Source organism: Arcobacter sp. s6, from assembly GCF_040884245.1.
Lineage (GTDB): Bacteria > Campylobacterota > Campylobacteria > Campylobacterales > Arcobacteraceae > Aliarcobacter.
The window spans coordinates 18,924-40,060 of the sequence record NZ_JBEVTN010000010.1; the positions used below are offsets into that span (position 1 = coordinate 18,924).

Annotated in this window: 17 protein-coding genes; 11 read left to right on the forward strand and 6 right to left on the reverse strand. The window is 28.4% G+C overall.

The genetic code is table 11. The features are described 5' to 3' along the window. Positions 1 to 11 precede the first annotated feature (11 nt). From ABVS04_RS07330 to ABVS04_RS07380, 11 genes are all read left to right on the forward strand, one after another. Positions 12 to 1,031: an aldo/keto reductase gene (locus ABVS04_RS07330; RefSeq protein ID WP_368030027.1), complete on the forward strand. Its 1,020-nt coding sequence runs from the start codon at positions 12 to 14 to the stop codon at positions 1,029 to 1,031. A 145-nt stretch (positions 1,032 to 1,176) separates the two neighbouring features. Further along, positions 1,177 to 3,051, forward strand: a complete 1,875-nt coding sequence (locus tag ABVS04_RS07335) for a PAS domain S-box protein (RefSeq protein WP_368030028.1) — start codon at positions 1,177 to 1,179, stop codon at positions 3,049 to 3,051. Between the two features lie 67 nt (positions 3,052 to 3,118). Beyond that, entirely contained in the window at positions 3,119 to 5,668 is a 2,550-nt protein-coding gene (locus tag ABVS04_RS07340; protein ID WP_368030029.1) for a methyl-accepting chemotaxis protein, read from the forward strand. Positions 5,669 to 5,678: 10 nt separating this feature from the next. Then, positions 5,679 to 6,059, forward strand: a complete 381-nt coding sequence (locus tag ABVS04_RS07345; RefSeq protein WP_368030030.1) for a PAS domain-containing protein — start codon at positions 5,679 to 5,681, stop codon at positions 6,057 to 6,059. Positions 6,060 to 6,164: 105 nt separating this feature from the next. After that, on the forward strand, positions 6,165 to 6,755 hold the full coding sequence (locus ABVS04_RS07350; protein WP_368030031.1) for a hypothetical protein: 591 nt from the start codon (positions 6,165 to 6,167) through the stop codon (positions 6,753 to 6,755). Between the two features lie 12 nt (positions 6,756 to 6,767). After that, a complete protein-coding gene (locus ABVS04_RS07355) occupies positions 6,768 to 7,430 on the forward strand; it encodes a response regulator transcription factor (protein WP_368030032.1) in 663 nt (220 codons plus the stop codon). Further along, the gene (locus ABVS04_RS07360; RefSeq protein ID WP_368030033.1) at positions 7,427 to 8,620 is read left to right on the forward strand and encodes an ArsS family sensor histidine kinase; all 1,194 of its coding nucleotides are present in this window, start codon (positions 7,427 to 7,429) and stop codon (positions 8,618 to 8,620) included. Before ABVS04_RS07355 ends, ABVS04_RS07360 begins: the two co-directional genes overlap by 4 nt. Positions 8,621 to 8,725: 105 nt before the next feature. After that, positions 8,726 to 8,974, forward strand: coding sequence for a hypothetical protein (locus tag ABVS04_RS07365; RefSeq protein WP_368030034.1), 249 nt, complete (start codon positions 8,726 to 8,728; stop codon positions 8,972 to 8,974). Between the two features lie 9 nt (positions 8,975 to 8,983). Continuing rightward, positions 8,984 to 9,199, forward strand: coding sequence for a ferredoxin family protein (locus tag ABVS04_RS07370; RefSeq protein ID WP_368030035.1), 216 nt, complete (start codon positions 8,984 to 8,986; stop codon positions 9,197 to 9,199). Positions 9,200 to 9,201: 2 nt separating this feature from the next. Then, complete coding sequence (locus tag ABVS04_RS07375) at positions 9,202 to 9,843, forward strand: ferric reductase-like transmembrane domain-containing protein (RefSeq protein ID WP_368030036.1); 642 nt, start codon at positions 9,202 to 9,204, stop codon at positions 9,841 to 9,843. Beyond that, complete coding sequence (locus ABVS04_RS07380) at positions 9,840 to 11,600, forward strand: FAD-binding protein (RefSeq protein WP_368030037.1); 1,761 nt, start codon at positions 9,840 to 9,842, stop codon at positions 11,598 to 11,600. The genes ABVS04_RS07375 and ABVS04_RS07380 overlap by 4 nt, the downstream gene beginning before the upstream one ends. Positions 11,601 to 11,623: 23 nt before the next feature. Here the strand turns inward: ABVS04_RS07380 and ABVS04_RS07385 are convergent, their stop codons facing one another. The 6 genes from ABVS04_RS07385 to glgP form a co-directional block, all read right to left on the reverse strand. Next, the gene (locus tag ABVS04_RS07385) at positions 11,624 to 14,074 is read right to left on the reverse strand and encodes an ABC transporter permease (RefSeq protein ID WP_368030038.1); all 2,451 of its coding nucleotides are present in this window, start codon (positions 14,072 to 14,074) and stop codon (positions 11,624 to 11,626) included. Between the two features lie 47 nt (positions 14,075 to 14,121). Beyond that, entirely contained in the window at positions 14,122 to 14,784 is a 663-nt protein-coding gene (locus tag ABVS04_RS07390) for an ABC transporter ATP-binding protein (protein ID WP_368030039.1), read from the reverse strand. Continuing rightward, positions 14,784 to 15,386, reverse strand: coding sequence for an arylesterase (locus ABVS04_RS07395; protein WP_368030040.1), 603 nt, complete (start codon positions 15,384 to 15,386; stop codon positions 14,784 to 14,786). The genes ABVS04_RS07390 and ABVS04_RS07395 overlap by 1 nt, the downstream gene beginning before the upstream one ends. 94 nt (positions 15,387 to 15,480) lie before the next feature. Continuing rightward, positions 15,481 to 16,464 (reverse strand): glucokinase, encoded by a 984-nt coding sequence (gene glk / locus ABVS04_RS07400; RefSeq protein WP_368030041.1) that lies wholly within the window; start codon positions 16,462 to 16,464, stop codon positions 15,481 to 15,483. After that, complete coding sequence (locus ABVS04_RS07405) at positions 16,461 to 19,418, reverse strand: glycoside hydrolase family 15 protein (RefSeq protein ID WP_368030042.1); 2,958 nt, start codon at positions 19,416 to 19,418, stop codon at positions 16,461 to 16,463. Before ABVS04_RS07405 ends, glk begins: the two co-directional genes overlap by 4 nt. Then, a complete protein-coding gene (glgP, locus tag ABVS04_RS07410; protein WP_368030043.1) occupies positions 19,411 to 21,084 on the reverse strand; it encodes an alpha-glucan family phosphorylase in 1,674 nt (557 codons plus the stop codon). The genes ABVS04_RS07405 and glgP overlap by 8 nt, the downstream gene beginning before the upstream one ends. Positions 21,085 to 21,137: the final 53 nt, after the last annotated feature.

The window sequence follows — 21,137 nt, forward strand, 5'->3', positions numbered from 1 at the left end:
AAGGAAATATTATGGATTTTAGATATATAGGAAAAAGTGGATTAAGAGTTAGTTCTATTTGTATGGGAACTATGACTTTTGGTTCAAGCTCATCAAGACAAGAAGCCTTTAAAATATTGGATAAAGCTTATGAAAGTGGAATAAATTTTTATGATACAGCTGAGCTTTATCCAGTTCCACCTAAAAAATCATATGAAGGAACAACTGAAATAATAGTTGGCGAGTGGTTAAAAACAAAAGCAAGAGATTCTATAATACTTGCAACGAAAGTTAGTGGAGCAGCATCAGGATGGTTTGTACCACCAACAAGACATGGTTTAACAGCAATTGATTCTTTTCATATAAAAAGAGCAGTTGAAGGAAGTTTAAAAAGACTTGATACTGATTATATTGACCTTTACCAAATGCATTGGCCGGATACTATTGTACCTATTGAAGAGAGTTTAAAAGCTTTTGATGAGCTTGTTCGTGAAGGGAAAGTAAGATATATAGGAACTTCAAATGACACAGCTTATGGACTTACAAAAGCAAATGAGACTTCAAAAAATAAAAATTTAGCAAGATTTGAATCAATTCAAAACAATTTTTCACTTTTAAATCCAAGATTTTTAGATGAATTATCAACAGTTTGTAAAAATGAAAAAATCTCACTTTTACCATATTCACCTATTGGTGGAGGAGTTTTAAGCGGAAAATATAATAACTCTTTCTATCCAGATGATGCAAGATTTAGCGCATATATGAAACATGAAAACCCAAGAGTTCAAGCACAAGCTTCAAGATTTGTAAATGATAAAACAAAGGCAGCAACTGCAAAATACCTTGAACTTGCAAAGCAATATGGAATCTCACCTGTGACTTTAGCTGTAGCTTATTCAAAACATTTTGATTTTGTAGCCTCTACTATAATAGGCGCTAGAACAGTAGGGCAGCTAGATGAGTCATTAGCAGCATTTAAATTTAAAATAGATGATGAATTAATGAAAAAAATTGAAGAGATTCAAAAAGATATTCTTTATCCTATGGGATAAAGAAATAGAAATGAAATAATTAATATAATTTAATTGTTTCATTTTTTTTTCAAATTATTATTTACAAGATAAATCCCTAATAATTTATTGTAAAATTATTCTTATATAGATAATATATTGTAATAAAAGTATTTTAAGGTTTTTTATGACAAATATTAAATTATTATCTGCAAGTTTAGAGTTAATTGAAAATGATTTTTTCAATTCTTTAGCTGTATCTGTTGTTATTTGGAAAAATGATGAACATTATACTATAGAAACTATCTCAAAAAATATTAATAAAATTCTGGGTTTTAGCCAAAAAAATTTTATGAATAAAAAAACTATTTATTCTAATTTAATTCATCCTGATGATTTAAAAAGAGTTCTGAATGAAGTTAAAAATAATGTAAATGAAAAAAAACTTGAATTCACCCATGAACCTTATAGGATTATGAATTCTAAAGGTTTTTATAAATGGATTAAAATTGATGTAACTATTATTTATGAAAAAGGGAATGTAAGCCATTTTATAGGATATCTTTCTGATTGTACTTCTGAAAAAGAGATACTACTTGAGAAAGAATTAGAAAAAAGTAAACTATCAACAATAATTCATTCTTTACCTGATCTTTTATGGATAAAAGATAAAAATGGTAAATATTTAGCTTGTAATAAAAGATTTGAAGATTTTTATGGTGCAAAAGAGAGTCAAATAATTGGAAAAGTTGATGAAGATTTTGTAAATAAAGAACTTGCCGAGTTTTTTAGAGAACATGATTTAAAAGCTATGCAGAGTAATATTCCCTTATCAAATTATGAAGAATTAACTTTTTCTAGTGATGGACATACAGAATATTCACATACAATTAAAACAAAAGTTGTTTTAATTGATGGAAGTATTTATGGAGTACTTGGTATTTCTAGAGATATTTCTGATATCAAAGAATATCAAAATAAGATATTAGAGCAAAAAGAAGAGTTTGAAACTATTTTTAATTTTTCTAAAGATGGTATCGCAATAGTAGATTTAGAATCAAATTTTTTAAACTGTAATAACTCTTATTGTGAGATGTTAGAATATTCAAAAGAAGAACTATTAACTAAATCTTGTATTGAGCTTACAATTTCTGAAGATAAAGAAAAATCAATAAAGACATTAAAAAAAATAATAGAAGATAGTTTTATAATTAATTTTGAAAAAAGATGTTTAACAAAAAATAATAACATAATTTATGTAAATATGTCTGTTAGTTTATTACCTGATAAAAAACGAATTTTAATGGTTACAAAAAATGTATCAGATGTAAAATTTATTGAAGAACAATCAAAACTAATTTCTATGGGTGAAATGATAGGTAATATTGCACATCAATGGAGACAACCTTTAAGTGTTATTTCTACGGCTTCCACAGGAATTCTATTTCAAAAAGAGTATGGAGTATTAGATGATAAAATACTAATAGATAGTATGAATAGTATTAATAATAGCGCACAATACTTATCAAAAACAATAGATGATTTTAGAAATTTTATTAAAAATGATAAAACTGAAGAGTTAACAAGTGTGAAAGATGCATTTGATTTTGCAATACACCTTACTGAAGCTTCACTGAAAAATAATTATATTAATATAATAGTTGATTATGAAGATGATATAATTATTCATGCTATTAAAAATGAATTAATACAATGTTTTATAAATATTATAAATAATGCAAAAGATGCACTAATAGAAAATACTAAAGAAGGAAACCGATATATAATTGTATCAATTAAAAAAGTGAAAGATGCATTAGAATTAAGTATAAAAGATAGTGCAGGAGGAATATCTGAGGATATCATTGAAAGAATATTTGAACCATATTTCACAACAAAACATCAATCTCTTGGAACAGGATTAGGTTTATCTATAGTAAATAAAATTTTAAGAGACAAGTATCATGCAAATATACTTGTTTATAATGAAGATTTTACATTTAATAATTTTAAATATTATGGTGCATGTTTTAAAATAACCTTTAATAAAGAAGTTCTATAAAATATAATAATATTTTATTAATAAATAGCTATAATAAAATATTATATTTATATTATTAGGGGAAATAATGAAAAGTATGAGTATCGCAAGGAAGTTTACAACGGTTACTGTTTTAGTAACAATTGTAATGTTAATTATTGGTTATTTTATTTTAAATATTTATAAAAATAAACTTACACAAGAAGTTTATACAGATGTTAAAACAGAATTAAAACGTATTTCTACTATAAATATTGATGGAAAACTAGATGTTGGTATTTCAAATGCAGTTTCAATATCAAATGACTCTTCAATAAAAGAATCATTATCTTCTAATAATAGACAACTAGCTATAGATGCATTGGGAACACTATCTGAAAATATGAAAAAATCAACACCTTTTAATAATATTGAAATTCATATTCATACAAAAGATTCACACTCTTTTTTAAGATCTTGGAAAACTGATAAGTTTGGTGATGATTTAAGCCCATTCAGAGCAAGTGTTGTTAAAGTAAATAGTACAAAAGAAGCTGTAAATACATTTGAAGTTGGGAAGGCTGGACTTAGTATTAGATCGGTTGTTCCAATTTTTGATAATAAAAATAATCATGTTGGTTCATTGGAATTTATGCAAGGTATAAATTCAGTTGCAAAAGAATTTGATAAAAATGGGAATGGATTTCTATTATTAATGGATAATGCTGCTGCTGTTGAGGCTATTGATGAGACTTTAAAACTTGCAAATTATACTATTTCTCAAAAATTCGTAAATAAAGATTTTTTAGAAGATGCTAAAAAACTCGATTTTAAAGAATTACTTGCAAATGATTACTATATTTCAGATAAATATTTTTATACATATATTAATATAACTGATTTTAATAATAAAAAATTAGGAATTGCACTTAGTGCAGAACCTATTGAAAAAGTTCAAATTAATATTGATCATACATCTTATATTATTTGGATTGCATTGATTATTTTAGTGGTATCTTTGGTTATTAGTATGATTTTTTCATTATTAAATATGAGAAGAAGTATTTTAAATCCAATTCTTGAATTAAAAAATTCTATTGATACTATTGCTAATAATGATTCTTCTGACAATTCAAAAATAAAAGTAACTTCAAATGATGAAATAGGTGATGTTGTAAATAGCTTTAATAATTACTTAGAAACTATTGAAAAAGGTATTCTTCAAGATCAATTAGTAATTGATGAATCAAGACAAATTATTGGAAAAGTAAATGCTGGATTATTAAATGACAGAATAAAAGGAGAAGCTCACTCTAAAGGAGTTTCATCATTAGTTATTGAAATAAACTCTATGATAGGAAGGATGCAAAGTAATCTTACAATATTAAGTGAAACTTTAGTTGCTTTAGCAACTGCAAAATATGATTATAAAATTCCTCATATTGAAAATTTAACAGGAATGATAGCCTCTTTATTAAGTGGTGCAAGAGTTACTCAATCTTCTATAAATGAAATTATGTGTTTGATTGAAAAAGCAAATAATGAATTATCGCAAAGCTCAAATGAACTTAAAAATGCATCTAATAGATTAAGTAATTCTTCAAATACTCAAGCTGCATCACTTGAAGAAACAGCAGCTGCAATTGAAGAAATTTCAGCAACAGTATCAAGAAGTAGTGAAAATGCTTTTAAAATGTCAAAATATGCTCAAAATGTAACAAAATCAAGTGAAGTTGGTAAAAATTTAGCTGAAGAAACTGCACTATCAATGGATCAAATTAATAGTCAAGTGATTGCAATTAATGAAGCAATTACAGTGATTGATCAAATTGCTTTTCAAACTAATATTCTTTCTTTAAATGCAGCTGTAGAAGCAGCAACTGCTGGAGAAGCAGGACGAGGATTTGCAGTAGTTGCAGCAGAAGTTAGAAATCTAGCTTCAAGAAGTGCAGAAGCTGCAAAAGAGATTAAAGATCTAGTTCAAAATGCAACAAGTAAAGCAAAGGATGGAAAAGATATTACATCAAAAATGATTGAAGGGTTTAATAATTTAAAAGAAAATATTGTGATTACTACTAAGTTAATTGATGATGTTGCAAATGCTTCAAAAGAGACACAAAATGCAATGACACAAATTAATGATACTGTTAATTCTTTAGACCAAGCTACTCAAGAAAATGCCCTTCTAGCTTCAAGTATTAGTGAAATGGCAACAAGAACATCAAATTTAGTTCAAAATTTAGAAAACACTATAAATCAAACAAGTTTCGATAGAAGTGCTTATAAAAGAGTGTGTGATACAAATTTAATCATTGATATAAATAAATTAAAATCAGATCATATTAATTTCAAAAATACAAATTTTGTTCAATGTAAATCAAATCATACTTTTAAAGTAACAAACCATCACCAATGTAATTTAGGAAAATGGATAGATGCAAATGAAGATAAAGACTTTGCAAAATCAAAAGATTGGGAAGAATTAAAAATTGCTCACCAAAAAGTTCATACAATGGTTCAAGATACAATAGATTTATATGCACAAAACTATGACAATGGACAAATTTTTGCAGTAACACAAAATATAGAAAAGAATATGGAAATTGTATTTGATAAATTAGATAAAATCAGAGAAATAAATTGTAGTAATAAGATATAAGGGAAAAAGCATGAGTGAAACAGTTTTGAATGATAATGCATTTCTCGTTAGCGAAACTAACGAAAAAGGAATAATAACATTTGTAAATGATGAATTTTGTAAAGTTGCTGGTTATTCAAGAGAAGAACTAATTGGACAAGCTCACAATTTGGTTAGACACAAAGAGATGCCAAAAGCTGCTTTTGAAGATTTATGGAAAACTGTCAAAGAAGGAAACGTTTGGCAAGGATATGTGAAAAATAGTACTAAAAGTGGTGGTTTTTACTGGGTTTATGCAACGGTTTATCCCTATTTAAATGAAAATAAACAAATATGTTATATGTCTTGTAGAAGAAAATTTGAAAAAAGTAAATTGCCAGAAATTGAAGATTTATACAGAGCAATGAGATAATAATTTATTAATGATTAATACTATTTACTTTCATTTACTTTGTATTTAAATTATATTTAAACTGATAACATAATATAACAGTAAATTAAGAAAAAGGATTTATTCATGATTAATAGTATATCTTCAAGTTCAACAATTATGGCAGAATTAGCACAAAGTACAAGTAGTTCTAGTTCTACAAGTTCATTGACTTCAGCTCAATTAGATACTATATCTTCAGTTCTAGAGAATTATGATTCTAGTAATTTAAGTGCTAGTGATGCGCAAAGTATTATCAAAAGTTTTGAAGAAGCAGGAATTGAGCCTTCTTCTGATTTAGAAAGTGCAATGGCTGAATTAGGTTTTAGTGCTCAAGAAGTTGGCAGTCTTGGTGGTGCTGGTGCTCAAGGTGGAATGCCTCCACCTCCAAGTGAGGAAGAAGTTAGCTCTATTTCTACATTATTAGATTCTTTATTAAGTTCTGATGATGAAGATGAAACATCGACTTCGTTTTCAACATCAGATATTATGGATTATACTAGTAGAATTTTAAGTCTAAATGATAGTAGTAAAGAGGAAGTTATGAATTTATTGGATAAATATTCAAGTGAAGATAGTGGTTACACTCAATCAGAAACTAACACACTTTTAAAAGCTTCTTTAAGTGATATTTTAAGTGACACTAGTAACTATAAATCAGTTTCTTTTTATGGTTAATTTTATAGTAATATGATAAATATTTTAATGATAGAAGATGATCCAGAATTTTCACTCTTTTTGGGTGAATATCTGGACAAATATAATATAAAAATCACAAATTATGAAGATCCATATTTAGGTTTAAGTGCTGGAATTTCAAACTACGATTTGCTTATTTTAGATTTAACACTTCCTGGAATCGATGGACTTGAAGTTTGTGAAAAAATTTCAAAAAGCTATGATATTCCAATTATAATCTCAAGTGCTAGAAGTGATGTAACAGATAAAATCATGGGACTTCAAATTGGTGCTGATTATTATCTTCCAAAACCTTATGATCCAAAAGAAATGTATGCTGTTATTCAAAGTCTTTTAAGAAGATCAAAAAAATCTAATAAAGTCGAAGAAAATAGTGTTTTTAAATATGATAAATCTTCTTTAACTATTTATTTTAAAGAAAATGAGCTAAATCTAACACATGCTGAATATGAAGTTATGATTTGTTTATTAAAAAACAAAAATACAATTGTTTCAAGGGATCAAATTGTAAATGAGTGTGAAAGTTTAACAGACAGTTATAGTAAAAGTTTAGATGTTATAATAGGACGACTTCGTACTAAATTAGATGATGACTCAAAAAAACCTAAATATATTCACTCTGTTAGAGGTTTGGGATATAAAATATCACAATGAATTTTAACTCATTATTCACTAAAATAGTTTTCGTATTTATAATATCAATAGTGTTATTTCTTGCAGTTTTTATATCTTATTACTCTTATCAAAAAAATTTATTGCTTAAACAAATTAGAGATAATTATGTAGAAGTTACAAAATATATTCATGAAAATAGATTGTCTCCTCAAGAAATAGAATCTTATTTAAATAAATTAAATTTTAAAGCAGAGATAAATCCTCAAGAAATAATTTACAATTCTGTTAATGTATCTTCTGGACCAGGATTTGATATTATTAAAAATGAAGATAATTTTTATATGATTATAGTTACTCCAGATTTTAGAATTTTGTTTAAAGACTCAAGAACATATTCCCTTGAATATTTAGGCTTCTGGATTTTAGGAATAGTTTTTATTATATTTACATTAAGTTTTTTATGGATTATTCAATCTTTAAAACCTTTAAAAAATTTAAAAATGCAGATTCAAAATTTTTCAAAAGGAAATTTAGAAATTGATTGTAAAAGTAATAAAAAAGATGAAATAGCAGATGTTGCAAATGAATTTGATAGTGCTGTAAAAAAAATAGCTTTATTGTTAAATTCAAGACAATTATTTTTAAGAACTGTAATGCATGAACTAAAAACTCCTATTGCAAAAGGAAGAATTGTTAGTGAATTAATTGATGATAATAAGCAAAAAGATAGAATGATAAATATTTTTGATAAATTAAATTTTTTAATAAATGATTTTTCTAAGATAGAACAAATTGTTTCTAAAAACTATAAAATAAATAAATTTCCTATTTCAATAAATAAAGTTTTAGAAAAATCAATTGATATGATGATGTTAGAGAAGCCACAAAATAAAATAGAAATTGAAAATATTTTAGATTCCATGATAAAAGTGGATTTAGATTTATTTTCACTTGCTATTAAAAACTTACTTGATAATGGTATTAAATATTCAAGTGATAAAAAAGTTAAAATAACCCTAAATAAAGATGAAATATTAATAATATCAAAAGGAGATAAACTTCATAAGCCAATAGAAGAATATTTTAAACCATATCACAATGATACAAGTAATAAAAACCATGGAATGGGTCTTGGTCTTTATATTGTGTCAGAAATTTTAAGTATTCATAATATGGAATTAAGATATGAATATCTTGAAGATATGAATATATTCAAAATCAATTTATAATTTTATCAATTTCTCTTAACTGTTTACTTTCATTTACTTTTTATTTAAGACATATTAAATCTTGCTTTTTATAATTCTCATATATAAATAATATGAGGAATAATTATGAAAAAAACTTTAACTTTAACTTTACTTCTTATGACATTAAGTAGTGTGATTTATGCAGCCTCTGAACAAAGAGAACCACCAAAAGAAGCAATAGAAGTTTGTGTTGGACAAGATGTAGAATCATTATGTTCAATACAAACTCCAAAAGGTACATTAAGTGGAAAATGTATGCATACTCCTGATGAAAAATATTTTGTTTGCATGCCAGAGGGTGGACCTGATAAAAATGCTCCTGAGAGAAGATAGTAGTTTATTATGGCAATTGAACAAATAAATGGTTGCATCGGTTGTGAAGAGTGTATAAAAGCTTGTCCTACTGATGTAATCAGATTAGATGCTAAAACGAAAAAAGCATTTATAAAATATGTAGAAGACTGTCAAATCTGTCATCTATGTAGAATGTACTGTCCTGTGGATGCTATTACAATAACACCTTATAAATCTATACCTGTTGTTGTGTCGTGGGGTTGATTATGCAAAATAATATCAAATTAAAATACATTCTAATATCTTTATTTATTTTTGTTGCGATCCCATTGTTTATTCTTTCATTACAAGAACTTCCTTCAAGAACACTTCTGAAAGAATCAATTTCAGTACTCGTAATTATAGGATTTTTTTCTCTTCTTGGACAATTTTATTTAAATAGATCAAATAAAATATTTATAAAAATTTATAAGATGATTAAAATAATAAAATTTCATAAAATTGTTGGATATGCTGTTATTACTATATTTTTTATTCATCCTTTTTTGATTATTTTACCACGATTTTTTGAAGCAGGAGTAGATCCTTTTTATGCTTTATGGCTTATGATTACTGATTTTAAAAGTATAGGAATAATTTTTGGATTAATCGCTTGGTGTGTAATGTTAGCTTTACTTTTAACATCATATTATAAAGATAAATTAAATATGACTTATACTAAATGGCGAATTTTACATATGATTTTATCTGTAGTATTTGTAGTAGCAGCACTTTGGCATGTTATAGATTTAGGACGACATATGAACGAAATTATGATTTTCTTTATATTTTTATTAGTTTGTATTGCTGTTTATTTATTAGGAAAATTATATTTTTTTAAAAATGAGAAAGTAGGAAAAAGTTTATGAATGAAATAAATGATGAAAAAATAAGCAGAAGAAAATTTCTAGGTTTATCTTCAAGTGCAATTGCAATGATGTCATTAGCAGGATTAGGTTTTTCTAAAGGTTATGCTAAAAATGAGCCAACAATTGCAGTTCAGGATATTTTGAATAAAGAGTATGAAACAGATGTCTTAGTTATAGGTTCAGGAATGGCTGGATTATTTGCAAGTGTAAAAGCTCATGATGCAGGTGCTAGAGTAATGATGGTTTCTAAAGGAAGACTTGGAAGTTCAGGACAAACACCTTTTGCAAAAGGTATATTTTCTTATGATGAATCAGAAGAAAAATTATCTATGGATGAATTTGTGGCAAAAGTATCAAGGTCAGCACTAGGTACAAATAATCCAGTTTTTACTAAACAACTAGTAAAAAATTCATATGCAAGAGTAGAAGAGTTGAGACAATGGGGATTTTTTGATTCTCCTTTATATAATGTTTCTTTTTCAAAACCTATGAATGAGAGAAATATTCCTTTAATTGAGCGTGTTATGATAACAAATTTGATTGAAGAAAATGGTCATATCATTGGTGCTGCTGGTTTTAGTGTAGATGAAGACAAAGTTATAATTTTCAAAGCAAAAACTATAGTTTTATGTACAGGAGCAGGTGGGTTTAAGCCAAATGGCTTTCCTATTGGAGATTTAACCCATGATGGAACTATTATGGCTTATGAAATTGGAGCAAAAGTTACTGGAAAAGAGTGGAATGATGGACATCCAGGAAGTGAGAAAAATCCAGCTGCTAGTTTTGATAATTGGCATGGAATGTTTGAGCAAAAACCTAGCACTACAAGTGTTGATATTCACCATGATTTAGGTGTAGATTTAAATTATACAGCTTATATCAAAGGTGGACCTGTGCAAATGGGACCTCCAAGTAAAGACAGCTCAACTGTAGCTATGGGTGGCCCATTTGTTCCTGAGGAATTTAAAAGAAGTGGACCACCACCTGGTGGAAATAAAGAAGGTGGACCAGAAGGAAGACCTCCACGAGATGAAAAAGAAGGCGCAGGTCCTGGAATGCCACAAGGCGCAGCTGTTGGTGGTTCTAGTGCTGGATTATCAATTCATAAATCAGAAGGTTTAGTTCCTATAAATGATAAATGTGAATCTACTATAAAAGGATTATACGCTGCAGGTGATGCACTTGGTTCTTATATGTCAGGTGGAATTTATACACAAATAGGTTCATCTTTAGCAGGTTCTGCTGTTCAAGGAGCAATTGCAGGTGAAGCTGCTGCTAATTATTCTAAAGAGATTGAATTTACAGATATATCAACACAAAAAGTAGAAGCAATAAAAACAGAGATACTAGCACCACTTAAAAGAGAATCAGGTTTTTCACCTGCATGGGTAACTCAAACTCTTCAAGGAATTATGATTCCAAATTTTGTTTTATATATCAAAAAAGAGAGTCTCTTAAAAGGTGCATTAGCTTACATAGAAGAGCTAAAAGATCAAAATATGCCTTTATTAATAGCATCTGATATGCATGAATTAAGACTTGCCCATGAAACAAAGAATATGATTATTAGCGCTCAAATGAAACTAGAAGCTTCACTTATGAGAAAAGAAAGCAGATGTAGTCATTTTAGACTTGATTATCCTAATATGGATGAAAAAAACTGGCAAGCATGGATAAATATATATAAAGATGAAGATGGACAAATGAAGCTTGAAAAACAAGCTTTTGGAACTTGGCCATCACTTAAAAGAGCATAGACATAATCTACACTCTAAAAGAGTTATTCACCAAAAAGAATGTTTTCTTTTTGATGAATCATTTTTGATGTAAAAAAGCTTACAATCAAAATTGTTAAAATAGGTATAAATAAAAAGTACATTATTAGAATATCAGCTCTAAAATCCCAATATGACTCAAAAAGTAGGGCACTTATAAAGTAAGAAGCAATACTTCCAAAAACAATTCCTAAAGAACTAGCACCCAAAGAAATTAAACCAAATTCTATTAAAAAAGAGTTTCTTATGGTTTTGTTTTTAACTCCAATCATTTTGAGTCTTAGAATATTGTTTTTTTGTAAATTCATTTGATACTGAATAATAATAAAACTCATAAGAAGACCAATAACAATAGAATAAATACTCATATTATCTGTTATCTTAGTAACATTTTTTACAAGATCAGCAAATGTTTCAAATAAACTTTTTACATCAATAATAGTTAAAGATGGGAATAGATCTGATAGTTTTAAAAGCATTTGTTGAGCATCATAATCCCCTGAAGAGATAGTGGCAAGTATAGTTTTAGGAGCATCATCAAGTGCTCCTTCTTGTAAAATAAAAAAGAAGTTTGGTACAAACTCTACCCACTCAACTGTTCTTATATTTACAACTTTTGTTTCTATTTCTAAACCTAAAACATCAAAAACTATGCGATCACCTAGTTTTATACCTCTTCTATCTGCGTATCTTTTTTCAACACTAAGTTCTATTGGTTTTGAGAAGTCTTTTGAGTCATACACACCACTAAATTCGACTCCTTCAACAATCTCTTCACTTTGTTTTAGTTTTGATCTATATGATAGATTTACTGTACTGTTTTTTAGTTCATTTTTATCTGCTTTTAGTTTTTCATCACCCTTTAGGGTAGAGTGTTTTGTAAAATCAATATCATTTACTTTTATAACTCTTCCTCTGATCATTGGTGAGATATTTTCTAGTTTTGCACCTTCTGTATTTACTTGTTCTTCAAGCTCTTTTATTTGTTCTTCTTTTGCATCAATTACAAAAAAACGAGGTCTTTCATTTAGGCTTGAAGTTAAAGCAGTAGATAAAGAAGAGCCAACTTGAGGAATAAGACTAAAAAATGTCGTACACAAAAGAATAGCTGTAAATAAAGTAAGTGAAGTTCTATTTTGTCTAGTTATATTTTTAATAGCCAAGGATAAAGATAAGTTCTCCAAATGTCCTGAAAAATCAAATTTTTTTAAAGCAAAAGTACCAATAGCAAAAAATAAAATGATTAAACCTAACACTGCTACTGCAAAGAAAAATCCTATGTTTTTTGCAGGTGTAACAAAGTTTGATAAAAGCAATAATATTGCTAAAAATGGTACAAAACTAAGAATTATTTTAAAGAAACTGCTTCTTTGTCTTTGTAACATCGGCAAAATCAAAGGAAGACCTACACTTAAACTCAATATTAAAAGAAGTAAAGATGATTTTAAAAAGAAGAAATAATCAAGTGTAAAATCAAACTCAAAATCCACAAGTTTTTGTATGATAGGCCCTAAAAACTGAGCTGTTATAGTAATAAGTGAAAATACAATTATAGATGAAACAATGATAAGTATAAATAGGTGTAAAAGATATACAAAAGTTAATTTTCTTTTACTAAGACCTATATCACTTAAAATTGTTATATCATTTTGATGTTTACGTAAAAATCCTGAATATAAATATATAAGACCAACAAGACCTAAAAAGAATGAAACAAGAGAAACCAATGATAAGAAGTTTGTAATAAAGTTTAATACACTTAACAATCTATCTTTTCCATCATTTGGTGAAAGTGCTCTTAGATTTTGATCCATTTGCTTTTCTAAAGTATTTTCGATTTCTTCTAATTTATCATTAGTAAATTCTTCTTGGAATAAATAGTTTAACTTATATCTAGCAGTTGAACCAAACTGTAAAAGCTCTGTTTTTTTCAGACCTTCTTCACTAATATAAACTTTTGGCATAAATCCACTAAAACTCACAGCTTTTAAGCTATCCGTTTCTATGACTTTTTTGATAGTAAAGTTTTCATTTGCAATTTTTAACTGTTCACCAAGTTTTAAATCAAGTAAATCTAAAACCTCTTGATAAACCCAAACTTCATTTTCTTTTGGTAACTCTACACCATTTGGATAAACAGACTTATCAGAAAAAACTAATCCTCCATAATACGGAAAACCAATATCCACTTTTACAAGCTCCATCAATCTAGCTCTTTTTTGGGAAGCTATCATTGAAACAGTTGAAATACCTTGATTGAAGCTTTTTATTTGAGGAACTTTTGTTTTGATATCTTCTATTTGCTCAGGAGTTATAGGAAATCTAGAGCTTATTACTAAATCAGCTCCTAGTAAACTCTTTGCTTTTGTTTCTAAAGAAGTATCGATACTTCCTTTAAAAAATTGTAAATAAGAAAGTGAAGCAATAGCAAGTGAAAAGTTCAATATAAATATCAAAGAAAATGACTTGGACCTGGCAAGGGCTTTAAAAACTAATTCAAGAACTAACATTGCTTTAGATTTCCATGTATTAGTTCAAAAGTTTTTTCACAACGATTTGCAACATCTTTTGAGTGAGTTACCAAAATCAAAGTAGTGTTATTTTGCTTTATTAGCTCAAAAAGCTTATCCATTACAGCAATTCCAGTTTCTTCATCTAAGTTTCCACTTGGTTCATCTGCTAAGATTATCTTAGGATTGTGAATCAAAGCCCTTGCGATTGCAACACGTTGTTTTTCTCCACCACTTAGTTGTCCTGGTAAATGGCCAAGCCTATGAGAAAGACCTACACTTTTTAAAAGCTCAATAGCTTTTTCTTTAGGATTTGAGATACCACAAACTTTTGCAGGAAGCATTACATTTTCAAGAGCATTTAAATAAGAAACTAAATGAAAATTTTGAAAAACAAAGCCAATATTTGTAGCTCTAAAATCATTTAATTGACTCTCTTTTAAATCTTTATAAGAAATAGAGTTCAATAAAATATCACCACTATCTGGTTTTATAATTCCAGAAATAAGGGAAAGAAGGGTAGACTTACCACTTCCTGATTTTCCCATGATAGCAACTCTTTCACCTTTTTTTACATGAAAATTTAGATTCTCAAATATCTCGACTTTTTGTGAACCTTGTTCATAAGATTTTTTAAGTGATTGTAGTTTTAACATTATAATTCTTCCTTCATAAATTCAAAAACATTTTTAGAAATAATCTTATGTCCTTGCTCGTTTGGATGTATTCCATCTCTTTGATTTAACTCTTTATTTCCAGCAACACCTTCTAATAAAAAAGGCATACTTTTTAGTTTGTATTTGTCTTTTAACTGCTCATACATTTTTCTAAAGTTTTCAGAGTATTCAGGGCCATAGTTTGGTGGTATTAGCATATCTGCTAGTAAAACTTTTGCATTTGAATCTTGTGCATATTTTATAATTTCTTCAAGATTTTCTTGGCTTTGTTTTAAATCCAAACCTCTAAGCCCATCATTAGCACCAAGTGCTAAAAAAACTATAGAAGGCTTCTTTTTCATATACCATTTAAGCCTATCAAGACCATCACTAGTGGTTGAACCACTCACTCCTCCATTTATGACAGTGACATCTTTTTTAAGTTCGTTTTGAATCATAGTTTCAACAAGTTTAGGAAAAGCATCTTCTTTAGTAACTCCCAAGCCTTCAGTTAGGGAGTCTCCTAAAAACAAAATCGTATCATCTTTTGCGTTTGCAAATTGTAGTGTTATTAAAAACAGTATTAGTATAAATTTTTTCATAAACGATTTTATCTAAAAATAGGGTGCTTGTCTATTGTGGATATGTTAGTTTATGATGTATTTTTGTTTAAATATCCTTTTAGAACATACTTTATTATTTAACTTTATCTATTGCAAAGTGAACAGCTCCCAAAAGCGCTGTGTTTTGATTTAATGAAATTTTTATTTGCATATTCATAAGTGTTTCTTTAAAACGTCCTTTTGAAGCAAATGCCTTTAAAAAATTACCATCAGTTAAAAAAGGTAAGATTTTTGGAGCAATTCCCCCACCTATATAAATTCCACCTAAAGATAGGGATTTTAATGCTAGATTTCCAGCTTCAGCAGCGTATATCTCTACAAAAACCTTCATTGTTTCTAAACATAAAGAATCATTTTTTAAAGCGCCTTGTGTAACCATTGCATTTTTATCTTCGGCTTTACTTATTTCTTTCATCATTTCTGATTCTTCTTTGTAGTTTCTTTCTTTTAGAAATTCATAAATAGTATAGATTCCTATTCCTGAAACTAATCGTTCTATACTTACATGCGCAGGATATCTTTTTCTCATCCAAACTAAGAGCTCATCTTGTAATGAATCTAAAGGTGCGAAATCACAGTGTCCACCTTCTGATCCTATTGGATGATAGTTTTGTCCATCATAAAAAAGTATTGCTTCTCCTAGTCCTGTTCCTGCTGCTATTACTGCTTTGTTTGCTTGAGTTATTTTTGCATTTGGATTTATATTTACAAACTCATCTTCATTTAGATAAAGCATTCCATAAGCTGTGGCTTCAAGGTCATTTAGTAGTCTTACTTTTGAAGTATTGCATACTTTTTGAAGCTCTTTTGTGTCTATTACCCAAGGAAGATTTGTTGTTTTACAAACACCATTAATAATAGGTCCAGCAATTCCTAAGCAAACAGCTTCTATATTCTGAATATTATAAGCTGAAATAAACTCTTGTATTACATCTGAAAAACTTTCATATTTTTGTGATGTAAATTGATGTTGTGATTGTATTTCTAAAGCATCATTTTCGTATTTATAAAGAGCTAAATTTGTTTTTGTTCCACCAATATCACCTGCTAATATCATTTTAAATCCTCTTCTTTCATTAAGAAGCTAAATGCTTCAATAAAATTTTCTTGTACTTCTTGAACAGAAAGCTTATAAAAAGCACTCCATGCCTCACCTTTATAATCATCGTACTCTTTTTCAGCATTTTCTTTCATCCATGATATTCTTACAGCATGTCCTATTAAAACATCTAAAATAAGATCATTTTGAATATATAGTTTTGGATTTGCAAGAAATAGTTCTATTAGAGTTTCTATTAGTTCGATATTTAGTTTTTTGTAAACTGGAATTGCAATGCTTTGAAGAAGTGAATCGATTTTTAATTCAAAACTTCGCTCTCCTACTGTTGTTTCAAGGGTAAGCTCTGAACCAATCCTACTTTGTGTACTATATTTATCTCCAATTACCAAGCCCTTGCATTGTTTTAATATATTCCAAATATCTTCATAGAAAGTTTCACTTAAAGTACCAATCATTGCTACTTTTTCTCTCCATAAAGCCCAATCATTTACTTCACTTGGTTCACTTCTTTTTGGTATAGATGTATCTAAGTTTTTAGCACCTAAAACACAGAAATTTTCTAGTTCTTTTAATTTTTTAACTTCTTGAGCATATGATTTAAAAATAAAACGTAAAGTATCATAGATACCATAAGGTGCATATTTTAGTAACTCTTCATAGGCATCACCTAATGATAGAGATTTTTCTTTACTTACATGGCCTACTAGAAGTTGAATACAATCCCATGTTCGTAAAGTAAGCATATTTGTAAAAAGTTCAGGCTCTCTTCTAACAAGATGACCTAAATGCAGGATTATTTCTTGTGTTAGGGCTTTTTCAGCATTATTCCCTCCACAATATTTTGAAATACTTTCTATTATTTCAGATGCTTTTTTTGGTTCGCTTATTATTGCATCTACACTATATGCACGTCCAACAGCTAGACGTTTTTGAGCAATTAAAATATCTATTAAAGCATCTTCTATTCGTATATCATATTTTTCATTTTTTTGAGCAATAATACGTACTTGCGCCCAATCATGAGAAATTGCTGCTAATTCATATTCTTCTTTATTTTTACCTACACCATAAACTACTAGTTCTTCTAGTTGCATTGCTTTAATTGAATCTATTCTTTCACTTTGTGCAAGTTCAAGTAGAGATTCTGCTTTTACATTTTGTGTTTTTACAGAGCTACAAGAATTTGATTGTAACTCTAAAAGCAATTGAATAATAACTTCTTTTGAGTGATCTCTTAGCATATCTTCTCTTACTAAAAATGCAATTATAGGTTTTTTTTCTTGGGTCCAAGATGATGCTGCAAAACGTAAAGATGAAATGTAGTGTTCCACAAGTAAATTATTATCAAAACCAAAATAAAAAGCTTTTGGATCAAAATAGTATGGAAAAAACAATATACCTGTTCCATCTAAAATATGTAGCCTTGAAGTGGTTACTGTTCTTGCTGTTAATAAATCTCTTCCACTAAGTCCTAGTTTTTCATTTTTCCCAAGTAATGAATGTATTTTTGCAAGCTCAGAAGCATGCATACAATGTAGTGGTTTTACTTCATTTAGTGTTTGGGTTTCTATATTAAAACCTCTTAAATGTTCTTTAACACCATCATTTTCGCAGATTATACAAACCAATGGAGTTGTTGTTAGTTGTTTACCTATATTTTCTCGTCTTGAAAGAGGATCAATATCATTGATTTCTAAGATACCTTCTAAAATCATTTCACTTAACATATAAAGACTTTGCGCCCAAACTAAAGGTAAATTCTCATTTGCTATTCTTTTTTGTGACTTAGGGTTTGCTTTTTCAGCTTCTATATTTTCAAGTGGAACTATAAATAATTCTGGAAGAAGTTTTACTCCATCTTCTTCAATAAAAAGAGTTTCTAGCTTATTTTTCCATATATTTATAGCTTTTTCATCCTTACGCATTAACGCATCTAGTAAAAGATAAGTGAAAAATAAAGGCCATTCAGATTCTATATCTGCAAATTCAGAAAGTTCAGAAGGCTCATAATGTAAACGAGAAGCATCTTCAATACTACTTTGATGTCCATCAAGTAAAAATCTCTTACAGCCATAGTTCCCTGCTAATTTATTAATAATTTTATCTCGTGTTTTTTGCACTAGATCTTTGTCTTCTACCGCATATGCTGGATATCCAATAATACTAAGAAGTGCAGCATCTGTTTCTTTAGAATCAGATTCTCTAGGAAGAAGACCTTTTAAAGTTGCTCGTGAACGTGCAATATCATTTGCAACTACATGTATAACACCTTCTTGGGATTTACTATTAGGGAAAAGATTAAATCCACTCATAGCCTCAAGCGCTGCTTTTGCCATACCAACTGAGCTACAGTTTATTTCAGCTGTACCATGATTGATCTTATTTCCCCTTTCCCAAATTCCAAAATCAGGAGTAGAGTATGTTCTACTAATATAATGCACAAGATTTTGTACAAAATCTACCTCATCAAGGGTATAAATTAAAGAGAGACCTGAAGCTGTCATTTGTGCAATCATAAGAACATAAAGAGAAGTTGCATCTAGTTGTAAATGTCCCCATTCATCATCTCCTACAACTGCTAAACCTGTATCTGTAGCATATTTTGCATGTAAGGCATCAAGTGGATTATGACTTATTTTATAAGCTTCTACTTTATTTGCTTGTCTCATCATAGACATGAGAAGTCCACGCATTAACTTAACAACACTTTGTTTTAAAATATGTGTTCGATAATGTTCAGGGGCGTGTTTTTTATATGCAAGGGAGAGACCCCAAACACTAAGTATGCTGTAAACATTATCTCTAACCCAAGCATCTGTATAATCTCCATGTGCAGTAATCGCAGTACTAGCAGGAAGTAAACCTGTGATTGGATCTTGTCTTGAAAGTATTATTTTATTAACTGAATCAAAATTTTTATCTAATAAGATATTTATATCTTCATTATTCATTTATTTCTTCCTTTTTTATGCTTTCCCCAAATAAATACATTTTTTCATAATACTCATCTGCCATACGAAGAGAATCAAATGTTGGGAAAATATCATTTATAGAGTTTTTTATAATTTCTAACCATTTTTTTTGATTATCATAATATGTAGGAATAATCTTATTTTCTAAAATATCCATCATATTTTTATTATCAATCTCATCTTGTTCTTTTATTGGTATATCATGGTTTATCGGTGGTATTGTAAAGGCATTTATTCCATCTTTTGCAAATTCTGGATGCCAACCATCATCTGTAGAAAAATGAATAGTAGCATTCATAGCAGCTGTCATACCACTAGTACCACTAGCTTCCCTTGAAATTCTTGGAGTATTTATCCATACATCAGCTCCACATTTTAGTGCTTTTGAAAGATCAAGCTCATATCCGATTAAAACAGCCATATTTTTAAATGAGTGACTTGTTTGAATCAAGTCATTGAATAAATTCATAGCTTTAGTATCAAAAGGATAAGGTTTCCCAGCCCAAATTATTTGAACTGGTTTTGTTTCATTTTCAATAATTTTTTTAAAACGTTCAAAATCCTTTTTGATTAAATCTGGACGTTTATATTCTGCAAATCTTCTAGCCCATACTAAAGTAAGAATATTTTCATCAAATAGTTTTCCGGTTTGATCTGCTACAATTTTAAAAAGTTTTTTCTTTAATATTTTCTTTCTTTCAATAAGATCTTTTGACTTATCTTTTTCGAAAGCTTTTAAAATATGTTTATCCATCCAAAAGTTTTTACTTTGTGCATTTGTAATTGATGTTATTTCTGATGCACCTTCACAGTTTTGCCACATTCTTTTTGTAACTTCTCCATGTAAGGCAGAAACAGCATTTGTTCTTTTTGAAGCTCTAAGGGCTCCAACAGTAAGATTGAATTTATCGCCTTTTATTAAAGTGATTTCTCTTACTTTTTTTATTGTAAGGTTATTAAAAAAACCAAACTTATGTAAAAGGTAAATATCATGTTCTTCATTCCCTGCATCTTCAGGTGTATGTGTTGTAAATATTACTTTTTCTTTTACTTTTTCTAAAGATTGATATTTATTATATAGTTCATACACTAAAGGTAAAGCATGACCTTCATTCATATGATAAATTTCAATTTTTTGATTTATTGCTTCTAAAACTTTAACACCACCAACACCTAATATAATTTCTTGAGCTATTCTAGCCTCTTCATTTACATCATAAAGTTTTTGAGTGATAGTTCTAGATAGATAGTCATTTTCTTCTATATCTGTAGATAATAGTATAAGTGGAGCACAGTTAAATATGGTAGGTTCTAAGTAGTATGCTTTTACAAAAACTTCTTTGCTACATATTGTTACACTGGCTAAAATTCCTAAATCTTTTAAATAAGAATAATTTTTTCGAATAAAATCAGCTTTTAAAGACCTATCTTCATTTCTTGCTTGATCATAATAACCATAACTCCATAAAATACCAATACCAATTATATTTTGTTTTAAATCATAAGCACTACGCATATGAGAACCAGCTAAAAATCCCAATCCTCCTGAGTATATTTTCAAAGCTTGATGAATAGCAAATTCCATCGAGAAATAAGCTATGCTTTTTTTGTATCTTGAATCAAACTCATAGTTGTGTAGTTCCATAAAGAATCCTATTATTGTAAAATTTAATTATATCTGATTAGAAATATATAGTT